A 14,367-nucleotide genomic window follows, 5' to 3' on the forward strand; every position below is an offset into this window, starting at 1 on the left:
TCAATAATGTTGAAGCAATACATTCCAAGCTTCCATCACCTTTCCCTCATGTAAAAGATTTTGGGCGTATTGGTGTAAATGGAACAGGAGACTTTCCTCATCATTTTGAAACCTGACCCTCATTTCTTCCATATCGGCATTATTACCATATTGAAACACTTCGTCCTCATCGGGCATTTTTTCAATATTGGCTAACCTCCCCAGGTCATTGCCTGTCAAAACAGAACTCAAGCGAATCCTTCTTGGAATCTGATCCACTCCTATTCCCTTGGTTTTAACCGGTTTTTCTATCTCGAAAAGAGCATCACCACTGGCCCTACAATACCAATTACCACCCATTCTGGCTACAGCATCCAGTTTATTCGGATCTATCTTACCATCATGGCCCATTACTCTTTCATCTATATGCGCGAGTAAAACTTCACAGATCACTAAATTGGCAGCTCCACCCTTATTCCCCATTTCCATCACTTCAAGCACTTTGCACTCAAAAGAAACAGGCGATTCTTTCACCCTCGGAGGGGCGACCAAGTCAGAGGGAACAGGCGTAAGCCCTGATTTAATAAATTCATTTACTCCCTTTTCATATTCTGTACTGCTCAAGGACATTTGCTGCACCATTTCATAGCTTACAATACTGATAACTGCTTCATGAACTTCCTTTACATTTTCCAAACTATGCTTGGTAGTATTATCCCTCACCCTTCTGGCTGGTGAAAAAATCAAAATAGGAGGATTAGAACCAAAGGCATTAAAAAAACTAAAAGGACTTAAATTAACCTGTCCTTCAGAATCCACAGTACTTACAAAGGCAATGGGCCTGGGGACAATTGCTCCCAGCATATAACTGTGAAAGTCTGCGATAGAAATATCCTTGGGATTTATTGTCATCATTTTTTGACTCATTAAATATCACATTTGCAGGTTATCATTATTTAGGTTCTAAAAGCAATTTATAAATATTTACCTTTGCTTTATAAACCTATCGATAATTGATTGTATTTTCCTTAAGGAATGCTGTCAGTTAACCAATAATATAACCTAGCTGCAAACTGTGAGAAAACTAATTTATTTTATCTTTCTTTCCACCTTTATTTCCTCTCATCAGCTCTATGCGCAAAGGATATCAGGAAGCTCCACTTTAAAAATCGATGATAATCTAAAGGAAAGGATTTTTTCCATTTCTCAATTGGAGTTTTTCGAAGACACAACCAACCAGCTCACTTTCCATGATATCATCAAGCCACGTTTCCAAGATAACTTCAAAATAAGACCTTCATTTAATAAGAACAAGTTTGATATAAATCACACCTATTGGGTCAAACTTTCCATCGACAAAACACCTGAGAGTACGAAAAAATGGTTGATGGAATTCTATGACCAAACTATGGATTTGGTAGACGTATATGCCCCTCAGGAGGATGGCAGCTATAAAAACATCCTGATGGGTGATGCCATTCCCTTTGGCACCCGAGATTTCAAACATAAAAACTTTGAGCTCATTTTAGAAAACTCAACCGAAGGGATATCCAATTATTATGTAAAAATCCGATCAAGCCAAAAAGCAGATATACGAATAGCCATTCGATCAGTAAACCGCTTTATTTTCTATGCCCTCAATGAGTATTTTGTTTATGGCATCTTTTACGGGATGATTGCCATTATAGGACTTTATAACCTTTTGGTATATGCAGCTGTCCGGGAGATCAAATACCTCTATTATACCTTTTATTTGGTCAGCGTGGGTATTTATGCCATGTGTGTGGACGGTATAGCCTTTCAGTACCTATGGCCAAACTACCCCGGTTGGAACCAAATAGCTAACGGTGTTTTCAACTACTCGATCGTGGTTTGGGCTATTATGTTTTCGATCAAATTTCTCAATACAAAGTACCGTACCCCCAAAATCCACTATGCTTTATTGGCAATATTAGGCATAAAATCCATACTCTTTCTTATAGGCCTACTCTTTGACCAAAAGCTCTTTGAGATCAAATACTATGATATAATCCCCTTCTTTTTCATTTTCTCAGCCAGTATTTATATTTGGTACAGGGGCTATAAGGTTGCCCGATTCTTTGTATTTGCATATGGTGTTCTCTTTGTGGGGGTGGTCATCAAAGTATTGGTAAATGCTGCCCTTATCCCGCATATGACCTTAGTGTACTACAGCTTACATATTGGTTTCCTATTAGAAATGCTGCTATTAACATTTGCTTTGGGAGATAGAATCAGAATTCTCAAAAACAACCGGGACAGGGCTTTGAAAAGAACCATAAAGCAAATAGAAATCAATTATGCATTAAAGGAAAAAGTAAACCGTGAGTTGGAAATCAAAGTTCAGGAAAGGACCCAAGAGCTGGAACATAAAAACAGTTTATTGGAAAAATACAACCATCAACTCATGGAAAAAGATGAGGAAATCAAACGGATAAATTCCCTTTTAGACAAGGATAATTGGAAGTTAAAAAGCAGCATTAAAGCTTCTTTTCAAGCAAGGCTTACCAACCAGCTTCTCTCCTATGAAGAATTTCAACGTATTTTCCCTGATCAATCTGCTTGCCTAAGACACCTAGAAGAATTTAAGTGGGGCAATGGCTTTGTATGCAGAAATTGCAAATACACCAAAAGTTCCAAAGGTCCAAAACTCTTCACCCGCAGGTGTAGCCGATGTGGGCATATTGATTCGGTTACTGCAGGTACCATTTTTCACGGTGTAAAATTCCCCTTAGAAAAGGCCTTTTATATTGCCTATGATATCATTGCCAATCCTGAAAAACAAACATTGGAACAGCTATCAGAACTGTTGGACATACGCAAAAACACAGTTTGGAATTTCAGAAAGAAAACCAAGCAAAATATTGAGGCTTTACGGTTGGAAACACCTCACTGGAATGACATACTGATGATGGAAGAAGAGAAAATAAAATCGAAATAAACCTTTTGTTTCCACCTCAAAAACAATTCGAATTCACTTCAATACCAGCTAGTAGTATTATAGTGTGATATTAAAGTATAAAAAACACCTTCAGAACTAGCAGAGCTACTTTATCATAGTACTGAACCGTTAATTATCCTACTTGTTTTGGGCTTAATCACCCTCCTAATCAGCTAAGATTTCACATTTTTTAACGTAGATTTTTTTTCTTTCCTCTACCTTTTCAATGTCAAACGGCAACAAATGCAAACGTTTGAAATTTTATCCATTTTAAACCCAAAACCAAACACTTATGATTAAGTCTTTACGCATAAGTAAGGAATCATGGAAACCCAAAATCCTTCTACTAGGAAAACTACCCATGGTGTTATTATTCGTCTTTGCGGTCTCTTTTAGTACAGCAACCGCTCAGGACACCAATGTCTCAGGAACAGTCCTCGATCAAGGAGGTGAACCCATACCTGGGGTGAACATTCTCGAACAGGGCACCACAAATGGAACCGTCACTGATTTAGACGGTAAGTATTCTTTTAAAGTCAGCTCTCCAGACGCGACATTAAACTTTTCTTTTATTGGTTTTGAATCTCGATTAGTTGAGCTGAATGGAAGAACACAGCTTGATATCACCCTTCAGGAAGAGCTAACCGGACTAGATGAAGTGGTCGTCATCGGTTATGGTGCGCAGAAAGAAAAGGAAATGACCTCTGCGATTACCACCTTGAAAACCGAAGACTTGGTCAAAACCCCAAGTTCTAATGCCATGCAGTCTCTTCAAGGTAAGGTCGCCGGTGTACAAATCGTCAGTAAAGGTGCTCCAGGAGCTTCCCCTACCGTAAGGGTAAGGGGCATCGGTTCCTTTGAAGGTGGAGGAGCTCCTTTGTACGTGGTGGACGGAATGTTCTTTGACAATATCGACTTCCTCAACTCCAATGACATCAAGACCCTTTCTGTACTAAAAGATGCTTCCGCATCTGCCATCTATGGTGCAAGGGCTTCCAATGGGGTTGTCCTGATAGAGACCAATTCAGGTGAATATGAGCAAGAAGCGAAGATTGTCTATGATGGATATTATGGGGTACAGAACCCGCAAAACGTCCTCAAAATGGCCAATAGTCAGCAGTTTGTGCAATACATCAACGAAACAGGATCAGCACCAGACATGGAATTCATCGACAATGCCATGCAGGCCTATGGAAGGAGCCGTATAGACCCCAGTATTCCTGCTGTAAACACAGACTGGTACGATGAGATCATGAGCCCTGCTGCTATCCAAAACCATACCTTGACATTCTCTGGTGGTAGTACCAAAACACGCTATTCCATTGGTGGTAGTTACTTTAAACAAGACGGGCTGCTCAATGAAACCAGAAATGAATACGAAAGGGTAAACATCCGTGCCAATATCGACTCTAAAGTCAAAGAATGGATCACTGTGGGTGGTAACTTTACCTTCAGTACTGCCAAACAATTTGTAGGTTCGGATGCAGCTTGGTTCAACGCTTACTTTGCGGTACCTATTCTTCCAAAATATGATGAAGACTTTGGCACTTCACCAGTACCATTGTCCAATGCACAAAGATTGGGCTATAGGGGAAGACAAAACCCTTTCTACCCACTACTCTATAATGACAACAGAAATAAAGTCAATAAAATCAATGGAAACCTCCATGCCGAACTGACTTTTATCCCTGATAAATTGACCTTCAGGTCAGCGTATAACTATAAGTTGGATTTAATCAATGCCAGAAATGTCAATTTTGCCTATAATGACGGTGTTCTTAATCCCCTTTCAGGTCTTTCCCGATCAAGCAGTTTGTATTTTGACCAAATCATAGACAACTACCTTACTTATAAGGAGTTCTTTGGTGACCATGGCATTACAGCTACTTTGGGACAATCCTTCAGGAGTGAGACCTTTGAGCGACTCAGTGGAAATAGAAATGATTTAGACCCTAATCCTACTTTTGGTAATGAAGAGCTATGGTACCTGAACAATGGACAGGCCAATGATATCAATACAGTTTCAGATGCTGGTAGTCGCATATTTTACCTCTCCTTCTTTGGTAGGTTAGCCTATAACTACAAAGAAAAATATTTGCTTTATGCTACTTACCGTCAGGACAATTACAATAAGTTTCAGGTAGATAGTGAAGATTTCTTTACCCTCGGAGCTGGATGGGTAGCTACCGAAGAGGATTTCTTTGATGTAAAAGGTATCGATTTCCTTAAGTTGAGAGCGTCATGGGGACAGCTAGGTAATGATGGAATCAGCCCATCAGTGGGCCAACCCACGCTACAGGGAACCAACCATGCCATTAATAATGTGCGAATTCCTGGTTTTAGGCTGGATCCAACCTATGACCTCATTGATAAGATAGAGACTACGGAGGAAACCAACTTCGGTCTGACCGCTAAGTTCTTCCAAAACAGGTTGTCCTTAGAGGCGGATTACTATATTAGAAATACACAAAGTCTGGCCGTAACCGTTTTACAACCCTTGTTTAGAGGTGCAGTAAGAAGAAGTGTCGGAGAGATTAGGAACCAAGGTTTGGAATTATCTCTTAATTGGGAAAACAAAGTTACAGAAGACTTATCCTACTATATCGGTGGCAACATCGCTACCTTGAAAAATACGGTCAGAGGACTTGGAGGACCTGAGTACCTCAATGCCGGTCAAGCGGAATTCCGTCAGCGCTCCATTGTTGGTCAGCCTTACCAGGCATTCTATGGCTATGAAGTCCAGGGCGTATTTCAAACTGAGGCCGATATCGCCAATAGTGGTTATTCAGAGCAATTCTTAATCGAAAACGACCTTGTCCCAGGAGATTTAATGTTTAAAGATCAAAACGGTGATGGTGCCATTGATGATTTGGACAGGGTAGTATTGGGTTCCTACTTACCAGAACTTACCTATGGTGGTAATCTTGGTTTCAGGTACAAAAACCTTGACTTTTCGGTGCTGATCCAAGGTCAATCAGGCCACAGCATCCTAAATAGAAAAAGAGGGGAAATGATCTTTACCAATGACACCAATATAGACGCAGACTTGGCCACCAATCTCTGGAGAGGTGAAGGCACCTCTAACAAATATCCTTCTGCTGCCGGACTGCGTAAAGGATGGAACCAAAACTTCAGTGATTACTTCGTGGAAGACGGTTCTTTCTTTAGGGTCCAAAATGTGCGCATGTCTTATTCACTGCTAGACAAAGAAGTGATGGGAGTGATCATGCCAGAAACGCGTATCACCTTGACAGCAGAACGGCCATTGACCATTTTCAATTACAATGGTTTCAACCCAGAAGTGGATAATGGCATTGACCGACAGACCTACCCTATCCCTGCTGTGTACACCGTGGGATTAAATGTCAAGTTCTAAAATCAATAACCCAAGAACAGTCATGAAAATATTTCAATATAAACTGATAAAATTGGTCACTGCATTATGCTTGGTGACTACCTTTTCCTGTAGCGAATACCTGGATGCGCCCTTAGAAGATCAAATCCTGGCTCAGGAGACGGATTATTCACAATCCCAAAACATGGTCTTATTACTCAATGGCGCTTATGCAGAACTATATGGATTCCAATGGGAGACCTTTCCGCTAATTTCTGTAAGAGGCGATGATGCCAACCCTGCTGGGGATCAAGAACCACTCTTCAAAACAGATACCTATGACTATGACAGGAGTTTCTGGATATATAATTCCACCTGGCTAAATATGTATTCCGATATCATTTATTGGAATGGGGCCATCGAAGAGATACAGAAATACCAAGAAGCTGGTGCAAATGCAGCAAATGCTAGTCAATACATTGCCGAAATCAATGTCATGAGAGGCTATAATCTGCTTCAATTGGCCAGGTTATGGAACGAAATTCTTATTCCTGTAAGCTCTGATCCCAATGCGCTGTATGAAGTAGCGCTTACTCCTTATAATGAAACCATGCAGTACATTTCTGATTTGATGGATCAAGCTATGCCCAGTCTACCCAATGTCCACCCTAACCAACGTTCGGACATCCGTGGCGGGATCACACGATATACTGCATTGGCCATTAAAGCATTAGCCAATTTGGAAATGGAAAACTACCAAGGTGTAGCTGATGCCACTGGAGAGATCATCAGCAGCGGAGAATTCATGCTAGAAACGGATTACTATCAGTTATTTAAAATCCCTGGAAAGCTCAACAATGAAAATATCCTTGAATTCCAATATTCAGATTACGGTGCTGAAAGCGGTACTTCAGACAGGTTCCCTTGGCAAGTATATGGCCCTCAAGCCGTAGGGTGGCAACCAGCTGTGCCTGGATCAAGTGGCGGATGGGGCTTCTGGGAGCCTACAGAAAAATACATCAAGTTTATGCTTGACCGAAATGATCGAAAGCGTCTCGAAACAACCGTACTATTTACACCTGATGGAATCAGTGATATTGAATCAGATCCAAACTATGCCAATTTACCTAGCTGGGTTACCAATATCACCCCTGATGGGGACGGTTTTGGCAATGCGCCCAGGTATAGGTTCCTCAGTGGAAAACACTATCTGCCTACTACCCAGTTGACCCCTGGAAGGTTTAATTATGGCGAGAACAAAAACATGATCGCTATCCGATATGCTGAGATCCTATTGATACACGCAGAGGCACTGGTAAGCGGCGCTTCCAGCAATGTCATGTCAGCAGATGAAGCAGTCAATGCTGTGAGATCCAGAGCTAATCTGGGCATGCTAAGTGGGGTGACTTTGGATGATGTGTTGGATGAAAAATTTGCTGAGTTCGGTATGGAATGGGGTGTTCGTTTCTTTGACTTGGTAAGACATGACCGCACAAGTGAACTCAACTATGGAGACAGGTCCTTCAATGAAGGTGATAGGTTCCTTCCCTATCCACTTGACCAACAAGACATCCTTCCTCAGCTTAAAGAGGCAAGCAATCAATAAGTATCGGTAAAACACAAACCCAAAAGACATGAAATTAACTTCTAAAATATTTATTGCAGGTCTGATGGCAACAAGTTTTGCCTGCAAAGACGGTTATATAGACGACATTAGCAAAGTCCCTCCAGCCTCAGATGAAACTGCCCCCATGGTCAACATCAATTTTCCTGAGGAAGGCCCACTTACTTGGGTCCCTCAGGATGTGATGTCCATTAATATTGATTTTGAAGTAGAAGATGATGTAGAAATTCAGGACATCACTGTGGCTTTGGATGGCAGTGAAATTGGAAGCTATTCGGATTTCAAAGATTATAGAAGAACAGCCGTCAAACTGCCTTACGACAATATCACGAACGGAGAACACACTTTGGCTGTAACCGCCAATGACCTATCTGGAAAAACGACAACAAGCACAGTAGTCTTTTCCAAGCCTGAATTCTATGTACCTCAATACGATGGGGAGATTTTCTATATGCCATTTGATGACGAGTATTTGGAATTGGTCAGCGTAAGTGAAGCCAGTGTGGTAGGGGATCCTGGTTTTGCAGGTGAAAGTGCTTCTGGTGCCAATGCCTATGCGGGTGCAACAGATTCCTATTTGACCTTTCCTACGACCAATTTGACCAATAATGCATTCAGTGCTTCTCTATGGTACAAGGTCGATGCAAATCCCGACAGAGCGGGCATTCTGGTCATGGGGCCAACTGATGAGGCTAATCCTGACTCCCAAAACAACCGTGCTGCGGGCTTCAGACTATTTAGAGAGGCCGCAGGAAGTAACCAACGTATAAAACTAAATGTTGGTAACGGGGCAGGAGACAACTGGTTTGACGGAGGTAGTGCGGCTGATATCAACCCGAACAGCAATGAATGGGTACATATTGCTTTTACTATTTCCGGAACAGAATGTACCGTATATATCAATGGAACAGTAGTGAGCCAAGGTACTTATCCGGGTATTTCCTGGGAGGGCTGCGACATCCTTTCTATAGGCTCCGGAGCACCTAGATTCACTGGATGGGGACACCTTTCTGACAATAGCTATATTGATGAACTTCGCATCTTTAATAGAGCGCTTTCGTCATCTGAAGTGCAGACAATCATGGATAATGAACAGCCGTAATATTTTATAAATCCAAGGAGGGCTTCTTATATAAGCTCTCCTACTTATAATTTATCCAATTTCATAACCTTGGCTTTTTACTAAACTGCAAGCCATCAAATAAATCGAAAATAATCTATAAAAGCGGCTGTCCCGTTATACCCAAAATGATGAAACACTCAGTTTTTCTGGTATTTTTCATTCTTTTCCTATCATGTAAAGAAGAGGATTCCCTTACTCCTTTGCAGCTCTTTGACGCCAAGGTGGGAGATAAAACACTTTCCCTTCAAGGATCAAATGAAAATATCGCCATTGATAGGACCATCAGCTTGACCTTTTCTCAGGCTATACAAAGCGAAAGTATAGCTTCAGCCATTTCTTTATCCAAAGATGGCATTCCTGTCAACTTTAACACCAATCTTATTGACAACACCACCATCGCCATTAACCCTATTGGTACCTTGGAGACCAGTAGTGACTATACTTTGTCTATATCTTCGGCCCTAACCGCCTCCAACGGAGCTCATTTTACAGAAACCACCATAGAGTTCACTACGATATTGGGCTCAGTTGAAATTACCAGTGTGCAATTATCAGGTGGTGATACCACTAGGACAGGCCGAATCCAAAATGTCCCTGTAAACTACAGTACGGAATTGATTTTCAACAAACCTCTGGATCCATCCTCTCTTCAACAAGCCTTTTCTCTGACAGGACCAGGCAATCCAAGCTTACAGTTTGAGCTAATGGAAAATGATCAGAAATTAACACTTTCCTCCTCGGCTCCTTTACAATACCTCTCTAAATATTCCCTAAAAATCAATCAGGAACTCATGGGCATCAATGGAGAAAACTTTGCTGGCCTTAGCAGTGTTTTCTACACCCAAATTGATGAAACACCTAAGTTTACATTGCTTTCTGAAGAAGAATTACTCACAAAAATACAGTCCCAAACATTCCGTTATTTTTGGGATTTTGCCCACCCAATAAGTGGAATGTCAAGAGAAAGAAACACTTCTGGAAACACCGTCACCATCGGCGGTTCAGGATTTGGTGTAATGTCTCTCATAGTAGGAGTGGAAAGAGGTTTTATTACCAGGCAACAAGCCTTAGAAAGATGGAACAAGACAATTGATTTTTTGGCATATGCTGATCGTTTTCATGGTGCATGGCCACACTGGATGAATGGTGAAACCGGTAAGACCATCCCCTTCAGTGCTAAAGATAATGGCGGGGATTTGGTAGAAACGGCATTTATGATCCAGGGATTACTCACCGTGAGGGCCTATCTCAATGCCAACAATCCTGCTGAAAAAGAGCTCATCGATAAAATCACCCTGCTATGGGAAACGGTGGAATGGGACTGGTATACCCAAAACGGCAGCAATGTACTTTATTGGCACTGGTCTCCCGATTATGAATGGGAAATGAACCTCCCCATTCGTGGCTATAATGAGTCATTGATTGTCTATGTGCTTTCAGCATCCTCCCCTACACATCCTATTGATAAAGCAGTTTACGAGTCTGGGTGGGCCAGAAATGGTAGTATAAAAAATGGCAACTCATTTTATGGACATGTGTTACCCTTGGGCAATGATCTTGGTGGCCCTTTGTTCTTTGCCCACTATTCCTTTTTGGGACTTGACCCCAGAAACCTTTCAGATCAGTATGCCAACTATTGGGAACAGAATCAAGTCCACAGCCTGATCAACCAAGCATATTGCATCCAAAATCCTAAAGGCTTTATTGGCTATACCGAAACTGCTTGGGGACTGACAGCCAGTGATAACCATAATGGCTACAGTGCACACTCCCCTTCCAACGATCTTGGCGTCATCACACCTACTGCTGCTATTTCATCTTTGCCTTATACCCCTGAAGCTTCTATGAAAGCCTTGAAGTATTTCTACTATCAGCTAGGAGATAAAATCTGGGGGGAATACGGGTTTTATGATGCCTATAACATTACCGAAAACTGGTATGCTGACAGCTATTTGGCCATTGATCAGGGGCCGATCATTCTAATGATTGAAAATCACCGGACTGGATTGCTTTGGAACCTATTCATGACAGATGAAGAAGTCCGATCTGGTCTGGACAAACTGGAATTCACTTATTGAAAAACAAACTATAAATATGGCAAAATATTGCCAGTAAGATATGGAAGTAAAGAAACCTATAACCATGAAAAACCTTATTCTCCTCGCTTTGGTAGTTGGAGGCATGACAATGGCCTGCTCTCCATCTCAAGATAATCACGGTTCACCTGACATCATTCTTCACAAAGCGGATTCCGTTTTGGCATTGATGACCCTAGAAGAAAAAATTGGTCAGCTCAACCTTCCCGCTGCTGGTGATTTTACTACAGGTCAAGCTTCCAGTTCAAATATTGCCGAGAAAATCAAAGCAGGAAAAATCGGTGGACTTTTTAACATCAAAACAGTTGAAAAGATCAAAGATGTGCAGCAAGTAGCTGTTGAAGAAAGTCGACTTGGAATTCCCTTATTATTTGGCATGGATGTTATCCATGGTTACGAAACTATTTTCCCCATTCCACTCGGACTTTCCTGTAGTTGGGACATGAATCTGATCAAACGCTCAGCCCAAATTGCCGCCAAGGAAGCCAGTGCTGATGGCATCAACTGGACCTTTTCTCCCATGACAGACATCAGCCGGGATCCTCGCTGGGGCCGTGTATCCGAAGGAAGCGGAGAGGACCCCTATTTGGGTGCCCAGATTGCCAAGGCCATGGTTCAGGGCTACCAAGGGGATGATCTCAGTCAAAACAATACTATTATGGCCTGTGTGAAGCATTTCGCACTTTATGGTGCCCCAGAAGCAGGAAGAGACTATAACACCGTAGACATGAGCCGTCAAAGGATGTACAATGAATATTTCCTTCCTTATCAAGCTGCTATTGAAGCAGGTGTGGGCACAGTCATGACTTCATTTAATGAAGTGGAAGGTATACCAGCCAGCGGCAACCAATGGCTGATGACGGACGTCTTGCGCAAGCAATGGGGTTTTGATGGCTTTGTGGTTACTGATTATACCGCCATTAATGAAATGATTGACCATGGCATGGGTGACCTTAAAACCGTGTCAGCATTGGCTTTAAAAGCTGGTGTGGAAATGGACATGGTAGGCGAAGGCTTTCTCACCACCTTAGAAGCTTCTTTGGAAGATGGAACAATTACAGAAGCTCAAATTGATAATGCTTGTCGCTTGATTTTAGTGAAAAAATTTGAGCTGGGACTTTTCGATGATCCCTACAAATACTGTGACACCGAACGAGCTAAAAATGAAATCTTCAATAAGGAAAACAGACAAATTGCCCGTGAGATCGCTGCCCAGTCCTTTGTTTTGCTAAAAAACAAAAACGAAGTTCTTCCGCTAAAGAAAGAAGGTACGATTGCGCTTATAGGCCCTATGGCGGACAATGCAGAAAACATGACAGGTACCTGGAGTGTGGCAGGCAGGTTCAAGGAGTCTGTTTCTCTAATGCAAGGCATCAAAAATGCTGCAGGCAATGATGTCAATATTCTTCATGCCAGAGGAGCCAATATAGTTGCTGATTCATTACTCGAATCAAGGGTAAGTGTGTTTGGAAAACCTACTTATAGAGATAGTAGATCAGAAGAGGCATTAATCAAAGAAGCGCTAGAAATAACTAAAAATGCTGACGTCATTATCGCTGCTGTGGGTGAATCGGCTGAAATGAGTGGAGAATCATCCAGTAGAAGCACCATTGAGCTACCCGAGAATCAAAGAAGGCTTCTAAAAGAGCTAGTTAAAACCGGAAAGCCTATAGTCATGGTAATGTTTACGGGAAGACCTCTAGCCATTAAGTGGGAGTCTGAGCATATCCCTTCCATCCTAAATGTATGGTTTGGAGGTAGTGAGGCAGGGGATGCTATTGCTGATGTGCTTTTCGGGGGAGTCAACCCCTCTGGAAAACTCACAACCACCTTCCCTCAAAATACAGGGCAAATCCCTATTTACTATAACCATAAAAATACCGGGCGCCCACTGCCAGAGGGACAATGGTTCCAGAAGTTCCGCTCCAATTACTTGGATGTATCCAATGAGCCTTTATATCCTTTCGGTTACGGCTTGAGCTATACCAATTTCGAATATGGAGATCTTAACCTAAGTAATAAAGAACTTTCGGGTAACCAATCCCTAACTGCCAGCATCCAGCTAACCAATAACGGAAAATATGATGGAGCTGAAGTCGTACAACTCTATGTTCGTGATATGGTAGGTACCATCACCCGACCTGTTAAAGAATTAAAGGGGTTCCAAAAGGTCTTTTTAAAAGCTGGTGAAAGTAAAGAAATCAAATTCGAGTTAAGCAAAGAGCATCTTAAATTCTATAACCATGACCTCGACTTTGTGTTTGAACCAGGTGAATTTGAAATCATGGTAGGCACCAATTCCCAAGAATTGAACATAGAAAAAATCAACTGGGAAGAATAAGCTTCCTAAACGCTTTAGGATCAAAAAGAAATTGGACACCACCCTAGCATGCTCATTTATAAACACGAAGGATCTTAGCGGAAGATCTGAAAAAACAATTGACGATGAACAAAACTAAAATATACCTCTTATTGATCATGTTCGCTTTGAACTTATTTAGTTCAAAGGAGTTGCTGGCCCAAGACAAATCTCTTTTTGAAAACCGAGTCTTTGTAAATCAAAAAGGTGATTCACTTTTATACCGTATTCTTTATCCTGCAAATTATGAAAGTGACAAAAAGTATCCGCTAGTATTTTTTCTTCATGGTGCCGGAGAAAGAGGTAATGACAACAAAAAACAACTTACCCACGGGGCAAACCTATTTCTTGATCCAGAAAACAGGGCGAAGTTTCCTTCCATCGTGGTCTTCCCTCAATGCCCCGAAGATAAATACTGGATTGATGTCAGCATTCGAAAAGAATTGTTTGGAAAAGGTGATCCTAATTTCAGTCAATCCATTGATCAACCCTCCGAACAGCTTGACTTGGTCAATGAGCTTTCTAAAATGATTATCAAAACAGAAAAGGTGGACAAAAAGCGCCTGTATATTATGGGACTATCCATGGGCGGTTTTGGCACTTTTGAAACAATTGGGCGTTGGCCTAAAAAATATGCCGCGGCGGTGGCAATCTGCGGAGGTGGCAATCTTTCACTTGCAAAAAAATATGCTCCACATACAGCCATATGGATCACTCATGGAGGCAAAGATGATATTGTCCCTCCTATACTTTCCAAAAGAGTATATGAAGTGTTAAAGGAAGAAGGAGCAGACGTCAAGTACACACTCTACCCAGAAGCCAACCATAATTCATGGGATCCCACATTTGCGGAGCCGGAACTATTGCCATGGCTTTTTTCAAAACATCATTAA

8 protein-coding genes are annotated in these 14,367 nt (G+C 41.6%); 7 read left to right on the forward strand and 1 reads right to left on the reverse strand.

Translation table 11 applies throughout. The annotated features are described in order from the left end of the window. On the reverse strand, positions 1-894 hold the full coding sequence (locus tag KMW37_RS01385) for a flavin reductase family protein (RefSeq protein ID WP_215222813.1): 894 nt from the start codon (positions 892-894) through the stop codon (positions 1-3). A 160-nt stretch (positions 895-1,054) separates the two neighbouring features. Between KMW37_RS01385 and KMW37_RS01390 the strand changes: the two genes are divergently transcribed. The 7 genes from KMW37_RS01390 to KMW37_RS01420 all read left to right on the forward strand — a co-directional run bounded on the left by KMW37_RS01390 (position 1,055) and on the right by KMW37_RS01420 (position 14,367). After that, positions 1,055-2,938: a 7TM diverse intracellular signaling domain-containing protein gene (locus KMW37_RS01390; protein WP_317195540.1), complete on the forward strand. Its 1,884-nt coding sequence runs from the start codon at positions 1,055-1,057 to the stop codon at positions 2,936-2,938. Between the two features lie 292 nt (positions 2,939-3,230). After that, on the forward strand, positions 3,231-6,314 hold the full coding sequence (locus tag KMW37_RS01395) for a SusC/RagA family TonB-linked outer membrane protein (RefSeq protein WP_215222814.1): 3,084 nt from the start codon (positions 3,231-3,233) through the stop codon (positions 6,312-6,314). A gap of 22 nt (positions 6,315-6,336) precedes the next feature. Continuing rightward, the gene (locus tag KMW37_RS01400) at positions 6,337-7,878 is read left to right on the forward strand and encodes a RagB/SusD family nutrient uptake outer membrane protein (RefSeq protein ID WP_215222815.1); all 1,542 of its coding nucleotides are present in this window, start codon (positions 6,337-6,339) and stop codon (positions 7,876-7,878) included. A gap of 28 nt (positions 7,879-7,906) precedes the next feature. Then, complete coding sequence (locus KMW37_RS01405; protein ID WP_215222816.1) at positions 7,907-8,998, forward strand: LamG domain-containing protein; 1,092 nt, start codon at positions 7,907-7,909, stop codon at positions 8,996-8,998. A 146-nt stretch (positions 8,999-9,144) separates the two neighbouring features. Then, on the forward strand, positions 9,145-11,097 hold the full coding sequence (locus tag KMW37_RS01410) for a glucoamylase family protein (RefSeq protein ID WP_246581281.1): 1,953 nt from the start codon (positions 9,145-9,147) through the stop codon (positions 11,095-11,097). A gap of 64 nt (positions 11,098-11,161) precedes the next feature. Then, positions 11,162-13,456, forward strand: a complete 2,295-nt coding sequence (gene bglX, locus KMW37_RS01415) for a beta-glucosidase BglX (RefSeq protein ID WP_215222817.1) — start codon at positions 11,162-11,164, stop codon at positions 13,454-13,456. A 104-nt stretch (positions 13,457-13,560) separates the two neighbouring features. Further along, the gene (locus KMW37_RS01420) at positions 13,561-14,367 is read left to right on the forward strand and encodes a carboxylesterase family protein (RefSeq protein WP_215222818.1); all 807 of its coding nucleotides are present in this window, start codon (positions 13,561-13,563) and stop codon (positions 14,365-14,367) included.

It is taken from the genome of Echinicola shivajiensis (assembly GCF_018642165.1).
Taxonomy (GTDB): domain Bacteria; phylum Bacteroidota; class Bacteroidia; order Cytophagales; family Cyclobacteriaceae; genus Echinicola; species Echinicola shivajiensis.